The 15,086-nt window shown below is 40.8% G+C and carries 14 protein-coding genes and 1 pseudogene; 8 read left to right on the forward strand and 7 right to left on the reverse strand.

Annotation, left to right across the window (positions count from 1 at the left end; all coding sequences use genetic code 11):
* From uppS to rimO, 4 genes are all read right to left on the reverse strand, one after another.
* On the reverse strand, window positions 1-753 hold the full coding sequence (gene uppS / locus MN200_RS09780) for a polyprenyl diphosphate synthase (RefSeq protein ID WP_058869827.1): 753 nt from the start codon (window positions 751-753) through the stop codon (window positions 1-3).
* An 8-nt stretch (window positions 754-761) separates the two neighbouring features.
* Window positions 762-1,316, reverse strand: a complete 555-nt coding sequence (gene frr / locus MN200_RS09785; RefSeq protein ID WP_010326990.1) for a ribosome recycling factor — start codon at window positions 1,314-1,316, stop codon at window positions 762-764.
* Between the two features lie 79 nt (window positions 1,317-1,395).
* The gene (gene pyrH, locus MN200_RS09790; RefSeq protein ID WP_004696558.1) at window positions 1,396-2,124 is read right to left on the reverse strand and encodes a UMP kinase; all 729 of its coding nucleotides are present in this window, start codon (window positions 2,122-2,124) and stop codon (window positions 1,396-1,398) included.
* 43 nt (window positions 2,125-2,167) lie between these two features.
* Window positions 2,168-3,511 carry a 30S ribosomal protein S12 methylthiotransferase RimO gene (gene rimO / locus MN200_RS09795; RefSeq protein WP_004696556.1) on the reverse strand — a complete coding sequence of 448 codons (1,344 nt, stop codon included), beginning with the start codon at window positions 3,509-3,511 and terminating at the stop codon, window positions 2,168-2,170.
* 351 nt (window positions 3,512-3,862) lie between these two features.
* Between rimO and glnL the strand changes: the two genes are divergently transcribed.
* The gene (glnL, locus tag MN200_RS09800; RefSeq protein WP_004696555.1) at window positions 3,863-4,972 is read left to right on the forward strand and encodes a nitrogen regulation protein NR(II); all 1,110 of its coding nucleotides are present in this window, start codon (window positions 3,863-3,865) and stop codon (window positions 4,970-4,972) included.
* The gene (gene glnG / locus MN200_RS09805) at window positions 4,959-6,440 is read left to right on the forward strand and encodes a nitrogen regulation protein NR(I) (RefSeq protein ID WP_058869828.1); all 1,482 of its coding nucleotides are present in this window, start codon (window positions 4,959-4,961) and stop codon (window positions 6,438-6,440) included. The genes glnL and glnG overlap by 14 nt, the downstream gene beginning before the upstream one ends.
* A gap of 41 nt (window positions 6,441-6,481) precedes the next feature.
* Here glnG and MN200_RS09810 read toward each other — a convergent pair whose 3' ends face one another.
* A complete protein-coding gene (locus MN200_RS09810; RefSeq protein ID WP_058869829.1) occupies window positions 6,482-6,808 on the reverse strand; it encodes a hypothetical protein in 327 nt (108 codons plus the stop codon).
* Window positions 6,809-6,870: 62 nt separating this feature from the next.
* Between MN200_RS09810 and MN200_RS09815 the strand changes: the two are divergent.
* Together MN200_RS09815 and MN200_RS09820 are read left to right on the forward strand one after the other, a co-directional pair.
* Window positions 6,871-7,311: pseudogene (locus tag MN200_RS09815) on the forward strand (phosphohydrolase).
* Window positions 7,312-7,413: 102 nt separating this feature from the next.
* Window positions 7,414-8,322 (forward strand): LysR family transcriptional regulator, encoded by a 909-nt coding sequence (locus MN200_RS09820; protein WP_010326995.1) that lies wholly within the window; start codon window positions 7,414-7,416, stop codon window positions 8,320-8,322.
* A gap of 302 nt (window positions 8,323-8,624) precedes the next feature.
* Here MN200_RS09820 and map read toward each other — a convergent pair whose 3' ends face one another.
* Window positions 8,625-9,419, reverse strand: a complete 795-nt coding sequence (gene map, locus MN200_RS09825) for a type I methionyl aminopeptidase (protein ID WP_058869831.1) — start codon at window positions 9,417-9,419, stop codon at window positions 8,625-8,627.
* Window positions 9,420-9,770: 351 nt separating this feature from the next.
* On the opposite strand from map, the gene brnQ reads away from it, so the two are divergent.
* Together brnQ and MN200_RS09835 are read left to right on the forward strand one after the other, a co-directional pair.
* Window positions 9,771-11,057: a branched-chain amino acid transport system II carrier protein gene (gene brnQ, locus MN200_RS09830; RefSeq protein ID WP_058869832.1), complete on the forward strand. Its 1,287-nt coding sequence runs from the start codon at window positions 9,771-9,773 to the stop codon at window positions 11,055-11,057.
* Window positions 11,058-11,550: 493 nt separating this feature from the next.
* Window positions 11,551-11,787 carry a hypothetical protein gene (locus MN200_RS09835; RefSeq protein ID WP_004696541.1) on the forward strand — a complete coding sequence of 79 codons (237 nt, stop codon included), beginning with the start codon at window positions 11,551-11,553 and terminating at the stop codon, window positions 11,785-11,787.
* 68 nt (window positions 11,788-11,855) lie between these two features.
* Here MN200_RS09835 and MN200_RS09840 read toward each other — a convergent pair whose 3' ends face one another.
* A complete protein-coding gene (locus MN200_RS09840; protein WP_058869833.1) occupies window positions 11,856-12,314 on the reverse strand; it encodes a hypothetical protein in 459 nt (152 codons plus the stop codon).
* Between the two features lie 125 nt (window positions 12,315-12,439).
* Between MN200_RS09840 and MN200_RS09845 the strand changes: the two genes are divergently transcribed.
* Window positions 12,440-13,297 (forward strand): alpha/beta fold hydrolase, encoded by an 858-nt coding sequence (locus MN200_RS09845; protein WP_205668108.1) that lies wholly within the window; start codon window positions 12,440-12,442, stop codon window positions 13,295-13,297.
* A gap of 216 nt (window positions 13,298-13,513) precedes the next feature.
* Window positions 13,514-14,878 carry an amino acid permease gene (locus MN200_RS09850; RefSeq protein WP_242759292.1) on the forward strand — a complete coding sequence of 455 codons (1,365 nt, stop codon included), beginning with the start codon at window positions 13,514-13,516 and terminating at the stop codon, window positions 14,876-14,878.
* Window positions 14,879-15,086: the final 208 nt, after the last annotated feature.

Raw genomic sequence — 15,086 nt, forward strand, 5'->3', positions numbered from 1 at the left:
TTAGTTCTCAATTTTATCTTGTAGAATTTGTTCCGTCGTTTTCCCGAAACGACGTTCACGCCCACCAAATACAGCCAAGGCGTCATCAAACTCTTCTACACTGAACTCTGGCCAAAGAGTTGGAGTGAAGTAAAGCTCTGCATAAGCTGCTTGCCACAACATAAAGTTCGATAAACGAAAATCCCCGCCTGTACGAATCAATAGATCCACAGCGGGTAAATCACTCAAACTAACGTATTGGCCAAAAACATGTTCATCAATTTGCTCAGGATCTAACGCTTGAGATTGAACAGCAAGTGCAATCTGCTTAGCCGCATGCGCCATATCCCACATCCCACCGTAACTAATTGCGATGGTCAAAGTCATCTTGTCGAAATTAGCAGTGTCTTGTTCGGCATGCAACATTAAGTCACGCAATTGCGGAGATAATTTAGAACGATCACCAATAAAACGTAAAGACATTTGATATTGATGCATACGAGGCAACTGTTCATGAATCGTGTCTTCCAACAGTTTCATGAGCAAATCAACTTCAGCTTGAGGGCGCTTCCAATTTTCACTCGAAAAAGCAAAAACGGTTAATGCTTGAATATTTTTTTTTCGACAATGCTCTACAATCGGGTCAAGGACATTTTTTCCTTCACGGTGACCATCGCCCTTTTGCATTGCATTTTTTTTGGCAAAACGATTGTTGCCATCCATGATGATGGCAACATGTTTTGGAAGAGTAAGCTTATCTTCTGAATCGGTCATTATACAAGTTAGACCTTCAACAACTCAGCTTCTTTATTCGCAAGACGTTTGTCAATTTCAGCAACAAACTTATCTGTGATTTTTTGAATATCATCAGATGCACGACGCTCATCATCTTCAGAAATTTCTTTTTCTTTCAACAATGCTTTGATGTCGCCCAGTACATCACGGCGAATATTACGTACTGCAACTTTTGCATTTTCAGCTTCGTTACGCGCAACTTTTTGCATGTCACGGCGTGTTTCTTCCGTCAATGCAGCCATTGGAACACGAATCGCATCAGCTGTAATTGGGTTTAGGCCCAAATCTGATTCACGGATGGCTTTATCAATTGCTGCAACCATGGTGCGTTCAAATGGCTGAACCAACAATGTACGCGAGTCTTCAACACCCACGTTTGCTACTTGGTTTAATGGCACATCTGAGCCATAGTAAGGAACCATTACCCCGTTTAAGATAGATGGATGCGCACGTCCTGTACGAACCTTAGCAAAACCATGCTCTAACGAGTCAAGTGACTTGTTCATACGGTCTTCTGCGTCTTTTTTAAGATCGTTAATCATGTGATCTTCCTTACTTAATTCGAAAAGATATAAATTCTAAAATAGTGTGTAGTATAGAGAGCTTTCTAGGTCACGTACATTAGTTCGTTACGTGAGTACCCTCTTTTTCACCCATAACCACTGAAAGCAGTGAACCTGCTTTATTCATATCAAAGACTTGAAGCGGTACATTATGGTCACGGCATAAGCAAATCGCCGTTAAATCCATCACACCCAATTTCTCATCTAACACTTGGTCAAAAGTTAAGGTGTCATATTTAACAGCATCATCATATTTGCTTGGGTCTTTGTTGTAGACACCATCAACTTTCGTTGCTTTTAGGATCAGGTTGGCTTCAATCTCGATACCACGTAAGCATGCTGCTGTATCTGTGGTAAAGAACGGATTACCTGTACCTGCGACAAATACACAAACTTCACCTTGTGTTAGATGACGAATGGCATCACGGCTTGAGTATGATTCAACTACAGCACCAATTGGCAATGCTGACATCAAACGAGTTTTGATATTACGGCGTACCAAAGCATCACGTAATGCCAAACCATTCATCACGGTTGCAAGCATACCCATTTGGTCACCGGTTACACGACCAACCAAACCATCTTTTTGTAATTGACTACCGCGATATAAGTTACCACCACCCACAACAATCCCGACTTGCACACCCAAACCCACTAAGTGCGCAATTGCCAAAGACATTTGATCAAGGACTTGAGCATCAATACCCATATCTTTATTTCCAGCCAATGCTTCGCCAGAAAGTTTCAGTAAGATGCGTTCAAAACGTGGTTTTTTAGAATCCAACATCGCAATAACTCCAATATCTAAATTTTAAAATTTTATTTGTGTCTCAATTCGATTTAATCGAAATCAATTGTGCATACAGATCATATTCGTCTGCATCGGTAATTTCGACTTCTAACAAATCGCCTGATTTAATCTGGCTTTTATCAATATCTTCTACAAAGACATTGCCATCAATTTCAGGAGCATCTGCGTATGAACGTGCAATCGCAACTGGGAATTCTTCATCAAGCTCATCGACCAGCACCGTCATTTTCTGACCAACACGCTTTTGAAGTTTTGCAGCAGAAATCGCCTGTTGCACTTCCATAAAGCGCTCATAACGCTGTTGCTTAATCTCTTCTGGCACGTGATCTGGTAAGTCGTTTGCTGTCGCACCTTCAACAGGTGAATAGGTAAAGCAGCCTACGCGATCAAGTTGTGCTTCTTTTAGCCACTCAAGCAAGATTTCAAAATCTTCTTCAGTTTCACCAGGGAAACCCACAACGAAGGTTGAACGAATCACCAAGTCAGGACATTTTTCACGCCACAGCTTTAAACGCTCAAGTGTATTTTCACTATGCGCAGGTCGTTTCATCAGTTTTAGAACTTTTGGGCTGGCATGTTGGAATGGAATATCCAAATAAGGCAAAATTTTGCCTTGTGCCATCAAGTCAATCACTGCATCCACATGTGGATATGGATATACATAGTGCAAACGCACCCAAATACCGAGTTGACCTAAGGCCTCACACATGTCATAGAACTTCGTCTTAACAGGTTGACCATTCCAAAAGTCTAATTTGTATTTGGTATCGAGACCGTAAGCAGAAGTATCTTGGGAGATAACGAGTACTTCTTTTACACCGGCACGTTTAAGCGCAGCCGCTTCTTCTAAAACAGAACCGACTGGGCGAGACACTAAGTCACCGCGCATACTTGGAATAATGCAGAAGGTACAACGATGGTTGCATCCTTCTGAGATTTTTAAGTACGCATAATGCTTCGGCGTTAAACGAATCCCTTGTTCTGGAACAAGGTCAATAAATGGGTTGTGTTTTGGTGGCTCAGGCACGTATTGGTGCACGGCTTCCATCACTTCTTGATATGCAGCCGCCCCTGTCACTTTTAAGACATTTGGGTGCATTTGGCGAATTTTATCTTCGTCTTTACCTAGGCAGCCCGTAACGATTACACGACCGTTCGCACTCATGGCTTCGCCAATGGCATCTAAAGACTCTTGCACTGCAGATTCAATAAAACCACAGGTATTTACAACAACTAAATCCGCACCATCATAATCTGATGCTACATCATAACCTTCAGTCTTCAACTGAGTTAAAATTCGTTCGGAATCAACCAATGCCTTAGGACAACCTAAAGAAACAAAACCGACTTTGGGGGATTTCATGAATCTGCGCTCCACTAGAATGCGCGTATTGTATGTCTTTTCTGTTTATAAAAACAGATCGATTCCACACTCTTTGTTTAATGCACCAAAATAAAACCAACACTGTAGTAGAATCAGTATAACGCACCATTTTAAGTCACTTTCAGTTTACTTGATTTTTAGAATCCGCTATATCTTTAGCTAATCGTTCATTTACAGCGCATTCCGCAAAAAAAGTGTGCTCATTTCACTATACAAAATCAAAGTTGGCGTGCATTTTGCTTTATTTGCATCAATTCAGTCCGCTATTTGGAACGGTTAATGCTTTATCAAGATGCCATTGCGCTATTTTAATACAGGATACATTCGCTAATGGATCACCCTATTTCTATCGACTATCGCCTTTTAGTGGACAATTTGACCACTGCGATTCTATTGGTCGACAGTAAATTAAATATTTTTTACTTAAATTCCTCTTGCGAAGCATTATTTGATATCAGCCTTTTACGCGCCTCTGGCCAACCTGCACTTAATTTACTCCATGCACCCAATGATGAGTTCAATACAGAAGAAGCACTTCTCAATACTTTAAACTCGGGACAACACTACACCCGCCGTGAAGCTATCATTAAGGTCAACTTTAAAGATATTCATGTTGACTATACCGTGTCACAGCTAAATTCAAATAAACCCTATCATCCTTTGCTTTTAATTGAGATCAATCCAATTGATCGGATGCTCAAAATTTCAAAGGAAGAAAACTTTTTACAACAACATCAGGTCGCACGCCAACTGATTCGTGGTGTTGCACATGAAATTAAAAATCCGTTGGGCGGGATTCGTGGTGCTACACAACTGTTAGCACGTAGCCTCAATGATCCGCAATATAGCGAGTTTACCGACATTATTATTAGTGAAGTCGATCGCTTACGTAATTTAGCAGATACCATGCTTGGTTCTCGTCAACTCCCAAGTTATGAGTTGGTCAATGTACATGAGCCTTTAGAGCGCGTTCGCTCACTCATAACCAACCAAACCAAAAAGAAAATTAAGATCACCCGTGATTATGATTTGTCATTACCTGAAGTGATGGCCGATCGTGATCAGCTGATACAAGTCATGTTGAACATTAGCGTTAATGCAGTGCAAGCCATGACTGAAAATAAAGAGTTCTTTGTCGACCACCAACCTGAGCTGATGTTACGTACTCGTATTCAACGTTTAGTGACCATCAATGGTGTACTGCAACGCTCTGTGGTGCGGATTGATATCGAAGACAATGGTCCAGGCGTTCCAGAAGAAATTTTAGAATCTGTGTTTTACCCGCTGGTCACGGGTCGTGCTAAAGGCACAGGACTAGGTTTAAGTATTGCGCAAAATATTATGCATCAACATAACGGAATGATTGAATGTCAATCTGTTCCCGGAAAAACAACTTTTAGCTTATATATACCTTGGGAGTTAAACCATGTCGCGAAATAAAATATGGGTAATTGATGACGATCGCGCCATGCGCTGGGTGCTGGAAAAAACGTTCAAAGAAGAAGGTTTTGACGTCACAAGTTTTGAAGAAGCTCAATCTGCTTTAGACCAACTCAGTTTAGATGCACCCGATGTGATCTTGACCGATATTCGTATGCCCGGCATAGATGGCTTAACTTTTTTAGCGAAAGTTAAAGCCAACTATCCTGATCTACCTGTCATTATTATGACGGCTCACTCTGACCTAGAGTCTGCTGTTTCAAGTTATCAAACAGGCGCATTTGAGTATTTGCCCAAGCCTTTTGATATTGATGAAGCCTTAGCTTTAGTGAATCGTGCGATTTTGCACATCACCAAAATGCAGCAGCAAGAGTCGGCAAAAACGGTACAACCGATTCAATCGACCGAAATCATTGGCGAGTCTCCTGCTATGCAGGAAGTCTTCCGTGCGATTGGTCGTTTGTCTCAGTCACACATTACAGTGCTGATTAATGGTGAATCTGGCACAGGTAAAGAGTTGGTTGCACATGCTTTACACCGCCACTCACCACGGAGCAGTAAACCTTTTATTGCACTCAACATGGCCGCGATTCCCAAAGACCTAATTGAAACAGAGCTTTTTGGTCATGAGAAAGGTGCCTTTACAGGGGCAAATACCCAACGCCAAGGTCGCTTTGAACAGGCCAATGGCGGAACACTGTTTTTAGATGAAATTGGCGATATGCCTTTCGAAACGCAAACACGTTTACTGCGTGTGCTGGCTGATGGCGAGTTCTATCGCGTCGGTGGGCATATTCCAGTAAAAGTAGATGTACGTATTGTTGCGGCAACGCACCAAGACTTAGAAAAATTGGTACATGATGGTCGCTTCCGTGAAGACTTATACCACCGTCTGAACGTGATTCGCATTCATATTCCAAAACTGGCGCATCGTAGCGAAGACATCCCAATGTTAGCGCAACACTTCTTGGCACGTGCAGGCAAAGAATTAGGCGTCAGCCCTAAAATCCTTCGCCCTGAAACGCAAGAATATATGCAACAGCTGCCTTGGCAAGGAAACGTACGTCAACTCGAGAACACCTGCCGCTGGTTAACGGTCATGATTACAGGGCGTGAAGTTTATCCTGAAGACTTACCGTCAGAGCTGAAGCAAATTCCAATTACTCGCTCAGGTGAAGATGCACAATCTGTGCAGAACTTAGATCGCATTGCAGTCCACCATTGGGACGAGTTGTTGGGTCAATGGGCTGTGCAAAAGCTGAAAAATGGCGAGATGAAAATCCTCGATATCGCCACCCCTATGTTCGAACGCACATTGATCATTGCTGCGCTGCAACAAACCCGTGGCCGTAAACGGCATGCGGCTGAGTTGCTCGGTTGGGGGCGCAACACCCTTACGCGTAAACTTAAAGAGCTAGGTATGGATACCGCAGACGATGAAAGTGAAGAGGAAGTTTTAGAAAACTAAGGCAGATTCAAATAAAAGCGCCGCAATGGCGCTTTTATTTATTAAGCCGTAAAGCCTAAATAGCGTGAATAGCCTTCAACACCAAGTGGTGCTTTTAACATGATAAAATTTGGGTAACTGGCTTGAGTTAACTCTTCAAACATAATGACTTGATCATCATGTGCATGGAGATCATCAACACTGCGCTGCATAGTCGCTTCAAATTCATCTGTGATATATTCAAAGCCAATATCCATCGCAATAAATAAGGTATGCTCACAAGGCTGAACGTATTGTTCCTGAGACCAATCAATTACCTGTTGTTGGCAGTGTGGACACGCTACGGGATCTGTCGCTTCACAGTCTAGTGGGATCAATTGATAAGTCATAATTTAGTTTTTAAACAAAGATGCTGCGAAGTTTAGCATAGGATAAAGTACCTAGAATAATCATGTCGACTTTAGAAAAAGCCATTGCACTGGCTGCAACCCAACATGTGGGGCAACTCGATAAGGGCGGACAACCTTACATCTTGCATCCACTTCGCCTCATGTTGCAATTTTCCAATCCCACCCTACAAATCATTGCGGTGTTGCATGACATTTTGGAAGACACCGCAACGACTGCTGAAGACTTAAAAGCGCTTGGCTTTAGTGTCGAGATCATTCAATCCATACAAGCACTGACCAAATAAACAGGTGAATCACGTTTGGAAGCGGCTAAGCGCACTGTATTAAACCCTCTTGCAACCCAAGTGAAATATGTTGATGTACTCGATAATATGAACCTTACGCGCATAAACAATCCAACAGCACACGACTTTGCACGACTTGAAGAATATAAAGTGGTGCTTGAAATACTCAAACAAGCGAAAACTCAGCGAAACCCTTAAAATAGCTGAGTATTTTCAATTAAATCTCTACAATTTCAAAATTGACAAACTGCAACGATCACTTTTTAATTAAGCTTATCGTTGCACAAATGGACATCGTGAATGTTAAGCGATTTAGATGATTTTTATTGTTTTGCTCAAGTGGTTGAACATGGTGGTTTTAGCGCAGCCGAACGCGCAACAGATATTCCTAAATCCAAGCTCAGTCGACGCGTGTATAACCTCGAAGAGCGCTTGGGTGTACGCCTAATTCAACGCAGCTCTCGCCATTTCGCAGTGACCGATATTGGTATGAATATTTACCGTCATGCGCAAGTGATGATGAATGCTGCACAAGCCGCACACGATTTGGTCGATCATCTCAGTTTACAACCGCGTGGCGTCATTAAACTCAGCCTGCCAGTATCGATTGCACAAAACGAAATTGCACGCATTTTACCAAGTTTCTTAAAAACCTATCCCGAAATTAAAGTGCAAATGATGGTAACCAATCGCCGTGTGGATATTATCAACGAAGGTTTTGATATTGCCCTTCGCGTCCGCTCCAATCTAGACGATGATCCAAGTTTGGTAATTCGTAAATTTGAAAATATCGAGCAGCATTTATTTGCCAGCCAAGCCTACTTAAATGAATTTGGCGAACTGAAACAACCTGAAGATTTAAGCCAACATCATATACTGAGTATGGTTGATGAGCATTTAGATCAACATATCATCGTGCATAATGATGCGCAGCAACAAAAGAAAATACGCGTCAATCCTGTAGTGATGGGCTCTGATTTGAGTATGTTGGCTCAACTGGTCCGTAAGAACTGCGGCATTGCCTTACTTCCAGACAGCATCGTACAAGATATGGTGAAAAGTGGTGAGCTGGTTCGTGTCCTACCCGACTGGAAAGCACCACACGGTATTTTTCATGCGGTCTATCCTTCACGTCGTGGTTTATTGCCTGCTGTCCGCGTGTTTATTGACTATTTAATTGAACACCTTAGCGCAAATAAATCACTTTAAACCCTACACATGCTCAATCACATTGAGCCAATCCATGAGACAAAAAAAAGAGCTTAACCGAGGTGGATAAGCTCATAAACTTTCAAAATAAGAAACTACAGCGAGTATCTTGGAAACAATTTTAGTGACAAAATAAAGTCTAGACCAATAGCTTACATGTATAAGTGTTAATCAAAAAATATCAAAAACACGACAAATAAAGGCTTTCAGAAATATCAGTGATTGCTTTTAAGACTTAATTTAGCTTTTAGGCCACAAAGCTAGACCAAAGTCTAAAATTTAATCACCGACAAAACATCAACTTAAATTTCTGAATAACTGCCCGTACCTTCAGGCCAAGGTGATAGTAACTCAAAACCGGTTTCAGTCACGAGTACCATATGCTCCCACTGCGCAGTTAAAGACTTATCGGCAGTCACGACTGTCCAACCATCCTTAAGTTCTTTGACATGCGCTTTGCCCATATTAATCATCGGTTCAATTGTGAACACCATGCCCGCTTTAAGCTGCATCCCCTTACCTGGTTGACCATAGTGCAATACGCTTGGCTGTTCGTGATAAACTTTGCCAATACCATGACCACAATACTCGCGTACCACACTATAACCTTCACGGTGCGCAACAGTTTGAATGGCATAACCAATATCACCAAGCGTCGCACCTTGCTTCACAGCATGAATACCCGCAACCATCGCCTCATAAGTCGTATCGACTAGCTTTTTGGCTTCCGGTTTCACTGTACCCACATAGTACATACGACTGGTATCACCAAAGTAGCCATCTTTAATAATCGCCACATCAATATTAATAATATCGCCATCTTTGAGTACAACATTCGGCGATGGAATACCGTGACAGACCACTTCATTTGGAGAAATACAGGTGGTTTTGGTATAGCCATGATAACCAATATTGGCAGGCGTCACTTTTAAGGTATTTACAATGAAGTCATGACAAATATCATCCAGATATTCAGTCGTGACACCCGGCTTTACATGCTCACCAATCATCGCTAAAACTTCGGCAGCCAAACGACCAGATATACGAAGTTTTTCTACATCTTGTTCAGTTTTTATGCTCACATTTAAGCCACGCATTGAAATATCCTCAATTATGAAGTCGCAAGTATAGACCTTTTCTCAATATTTTTGTTCAAACTTAAATCTTAGGGTAGCCTCCAACAACCAACCTTTAAAAAAATTTGTGTAATTTTAAAGCATTTGCACTACGACTTTTAATTTAGGAAAAATAGTGCCTCAAGCTTTTCATATTTATAATTTTTCTATTTTAAAATGAATAATCAATCACATATATCAACCTATTTTTTACAAGTTGATATATTCACTTTTCATCTTATAAAAAAATTTAATACTACCCATGAAATAAATTAGCCAAAAAAACACTTATGCACTAAAATCGTCCCCTTTGTTCAACTCGATCTCCCTTTTATGACAAGTCTGCGTACTCGGGATATTGTTGCTTTGGGTTTTATGACTTTCGCACTCTTCATTGGTGCGGGCAACATTATCTTTCCACCGATTGTGGCTCAACAAGCGGGTGAGCATGTATGGCTTGCAGCTTTTGGTTTCTTAATCACTGCTGTAGGCTTACCTGTAATCACCATTATTGCGCTGTCACGTGTCGAAGGTTCGATTCAAATTTTAAGTTCACCTTTGGGTAAAATAGCCAGTCTCATTTTAACCATTACGTGTTACCTAACTGTCGGACCACTCTTTGCGACACCACGTACTGCAACCGTTTCTTATGAAATTGGTTTTTCATCTTATCTTGGAACATCAAGCAGCAGCTTGCTGATCTACAGTGCAATCTACTTTAGTGTAGTTACCCTCATTTCACTGTATCCAAACAAGATTTTAGACACGGTTGGCTATGTACTCTCGCCACTAAAGATTTTATCTTTGACCATCCTTGGCATTGCGGCGATGATGATTCCAACGGGTTTCGTTCCGCCAGCCATCAATAATTATATCGACAGCCCTGTTTCTGAAGGTTTTGTAAATGGTTACTTGACCATGGACACTTTAGGTGCTTTGGTTTTTGGTATTGTAATTATTCAAGCAATTCGTTCACGCGGTGTCAGCAACCCTAAACTGATTACACGTTATGCGGTTATTGCAAGTATTATTTCTGGTATTGGTTTAACTGTAGTTTACCTCAGCTTATTTAAACTTGGCCTTGGAAGCCATGAAGTCGCAGCAAATGCGAGCAATGGTGCAGTGATCCTGCATGCATATGTTCAACATGCATTTGGTGACTTAGGTTCTATCTTCCTTTCTGCCATGATTTTTATTGCGTGTATGGTTACTGCGATTGGCCTGACCTGTGCGTGTGCTGAATATTTCAGTTCAATCACTAAAATTGGCTATAAAGTTTGGGTCTTTATTCTGATTGGTTTCTCTTTCATTATTTCCAACTTAGGTTTAACCAAACTTATCGCCTTTTCTGTGCCTGTTTTAAGTGCAATTTATCCACCTGCAATTGTAGTGATTATGCTGAGCTTTGGCTGGAAATTCTTTAATCATCCTCGCCGAGTGATCGCACCTGTTACCGCAGTGTCTTTGGTCTTTGGTATTGTAGATGGTTTAAAAGTTGCGAACTTTGAACTGCCTTATGCGCTGACTCACTTACCTCTTGCAGAACAAAACCTTGCATGGCTTATCCCATCATTGGTGGTTTTTGTAATTGCTTTTGTAATCGACAAAGTGAAAAAGTAAGCAAAAACTGATGTTGTTAAAGTCTAGTTTTACCCAAACCTGATTTTAAGCATGATCAATATTTGTTACATTTTATCCAAATGGACACATATTGTTTCATTTCTTTCTACATCAGTTTTTATACATACTGACACATTTCATATACACCGCTAAAGTCGTATATCAACACCTTCATATCTCTTATAAATTTAATATTAGAAAATAAAAAACTCTTTAAAGCCTGTCCTATCAAGCTATTCATGGCATCAATATTGCTTTATACAATCTATGTATAAGCTTACATGCATCATTTATTTGTCATCTTATACCGTAACGAAATACTATTTATTCACTAAAAAAATGCTACATACATATTTTCTGATTGGTATAGCATAATTTCTCTGAAAAATAGTTGTTTTTGCTCTTGATCAACGCAAGTTTTAGCAGTACAACATTAAGAACTAATCCGACTAAACACATTGGTTTTTAGTCAAAAACTCAAGGAGGGATGGAGATGTTATCATTACATTTCAACAAGCAAGTCTTCATTAACGCTCTGAAGGCAAACAAGAATATGGTGACGTATTTAAGTACCACCATTGCCCTGATGGTCATTATGATCATGCATGGTTTAATTCAAGGTAACCTTAAAGCTGAATATTTTGCTTACGCTATCGTCGTATCATTTGCCTTTTATTTATGGGCAGTCGTCGATCAAAAATTCCGAAAGGCCACACAGTCAATTGACTAGCAAACAGGTGGATGATTAGTCATCCACCTTTGTAAAAGTATAAAAATTAAAAAAACTATAAGAACAACTTAAAATAAACCTAGAAACATTCCCCACAACAAACCCAACGTCGCCACAATTTCCCCCACAACCAATGCTATCATTGCCATCAGCATGATTGATTTGGATAAAGTCCATTTTCCTAAAACATGCGGACTACGAAATTGGTTATTGGTGTCTTGCAACACCCCATGCACAATATAGCTCAGTATCGAAAAGCTAAAAAAGAATAAATTAATTCCCACAAACAGCATATTCACAGGTTCAGGCAAGACTGAAATTGCGGCCATTACCGCAATAATTAAACTTGCAGGTGCATATAGCAAACTGCTGCGGTGTGCGATATCAACATAATAGTGTGCGTGAAACTGTGGTGAATGGCGTATTTGTGCATATTTCCATACCCCTGTCAGCATCCCAACAAATAGAAAAATCCCACTAAATAAAAGAGCAAATTTTACCGACATATCTAATTCAACAAACTGCATGTATTTTCCTTTTTTATTTTCACCCTATTCTATACAGATCTACTTGACTTCAAAGTCATAGATTAGACAAGTTTCTTTTTGGAACTTAGGTAGAGTAGAAGCAAATTAAAATGCTTAAACCGATTATGCAAAATTACGAAACTTTAACCATCACCTGCTCTGACCATTATTCACTCAGTGGACGCTTTTATGCAGCCCAAGGCACACAACAAGCCCTACCTGTTTTAATCTGCCCTGCAACAGGTATTACCCAACAGTTTTACCATCATTTTGCATCATGGCTTGCCGATCAAGGCTATGCCGTTTTGGTTTTTGATTTTCGCGGCATTGGTGAGTCTCTGCATGAACCACTTAAAAAGTCGAAAGCCAGCATCGTGCAATGGGGGCAATTAGATATCCCCGCAGCGATGGAAGTGCTATTGAATAAGACCCAAACAACACAAGTGATCTTGCTCGGTCATAGTGCAGGCGGGCAACTATTAGGTATTAACCCAAACTATGAAAAAGTCGCAAAAGTCATTGCTGTTGCAGGCTCAACCGGACACGTAAAAGATTTGAAAGGTCGTACCAAACTCTTGGCTCCTGTGATGTTTAAAATGATCTTTCCTATTGCACGTTATACCTTAGGTTACGGACCGACCAATGCCATTGGCATGGGCGAAAACCTACCCAAAGACGTGGCGCGTGATTGGGCACAGTTTTGCAGCAAACCGGGTTATGTAATCAATGCCTTAGGCAAAACAGTACAAGATGATTTCCACCGTGATATTCGCTGTCCAATCATAGCCATTTGGGCATCGGATGATGAAATTGCCACACAAGTGAATGTCAAAGGCCTACTCAGCCTTTACCCAAATGCCCAAACAGATCAAATTGAACTCAAACCACAGGCTTATGGCCACAAAACCATTGGTCATATGGCGATGTTTAAGCGTTCCCATCAAAACTTATGGCCTGAGATTGCAGCACAGCTTTCATCTTAAGGCGTCACATATCAAGCCAAGCCTATCGCCAGTTCAAGCAACACTTGCTTGACTGGCTTTATTTTCACCGCAAAGTTGCAGCTTTCAGATAAAAACCAATGCTATTGATAAATTTAATTTTATTAATCGATAAATAAATATTATATTTCCACCACGAATTTTTATTAAGTCATAGTTCATGTGATGTCTATCGCATGTGCTAGAGATGGATGAATCATGTCTGCACAACAGCAACCCCAGCTTAAGCATGGGCTGAGCAACCGTCATATTCAGCTGATTGCTTTAGGTGGCTCTATTGGTACAGGCCTATTTTTAGGCATTTCTCAAACCATAAAACTGGCTGGTCCTTCAGTTATTTTAGGCTACGCATTGGCGGGCTTAATTGCATTTTTCATGATGCGCCAGTTGGGTGAAATGGTGGTTGAAGAACCCGTGAGTGGTTCTTTTAGTTATTTTGCCTATAAGTTTTGGAGTCCTTTTGCGGGCTTTATGTCTGGTTGGAACTATTGGGTACTCAATGTTTTAGTCTGCATGGCGGAACTCAGTGCCATCGGGCTCTATGTCCAGTATTGGTGGCCTGAAATTCCCACATGGATTTCAGCACTTGGTTTCTTTGTACTGATCAATGCCATCAACCTGCTGCATGTCAAAGTGTTTGGTGAAACAGAATTTTTATTCTCCATGATTAAAATTCTCGCAATCATTGCCATGATTGGATATGGCGCTTGGTTACTGGCAAGTGGTCACGGTGGTGCACATGCCTCTATTTCCAACCTCTGGGCTCTAGGCGGTTTCTTTCCCAATGGGATTTCTGGCTTAATCATGGCGATGGCCATCATTATGTTTTCCTTTGGCGGGATTGAACTCGTTGGTATTGCTGCTGCGGAAACCAAAAATCCGACTACAACTATTCCTAAAGCAGTCAATCAAATTGTCTATCGTGTGTTGCTGTTTTACGTGCTTACGATCATCGTTCTGCTCTCATTGTTTCCATGGAATCAAATCGCAGAAGGCGGTAGTCCTTTTGTTTTGATTTTTGACTCCTTAGGTAGTCAAGGCGTTGCAACTGTACTGAATTTTGTGGTCTTAACCGCAGCCATATCGGTGTATAACGGTACCAACTATGGCACGAGTCGTATGCTGCTAGGTCTGGCAGAACAAGGTAATGCCCCACAGTTTTTAAAGAAGATTAACCAACGCGGCATCCCTTATGCAGCCATTTTATGCTCTGCATTGGTGACCTTACTGTGTGTCGTCTTGAATTATATCTTTCCAGAAAAAGCCTTTAAACTGCTAATGAGTCTTGTGGTTTCAGCCATTGTGATTAACTGGATGATGTTGGCGTTGACCCATTTAAAATTCAAGCAACGTATGCTGGCATTGCAAAAATCAACCTTGTTTCCAACTTTGATTTACCCCATCAGCAACTATATCTGTATTGTATTTATGCTTGGTATTTTAGTGGTGATGTGGCTCACACATGATATGCGAATTGCAGTGATGCTGATTCCACTTTGGATTGGCTGTTTAACCCTAACTTATTGGTTTAAACAAAGATCAAAAATGCAAAAAATACAATAAATAAGTCAGCAAACAGCGCCAATAAAAGGCACCCTTCCCTTTAAGGGCGCTGGTTGCAAATCAAAGCCAATTTCCCAAATGACTTTGATTGAATCACTTTATTGTAGTCATGACCGATGCAGAGTGTTTCTCTTTTATTTGCTTATTTTGAGTATTTATTGAGAAATATTTTCACATAAAATAGTTTATAAAGAAAATTATACGCAGG

This window comes from Acinetobacter sp. LUNF3 (genome assembly GCF_022699605.1).
GTDB classification, from domain to species: domain Bacteria; phylum Pseudomonadota; class Gammaproteobacteria; order Pseudomonadales; family Moraxellaceae; genus Acinetobacter; species Acinetobacter johnsonii.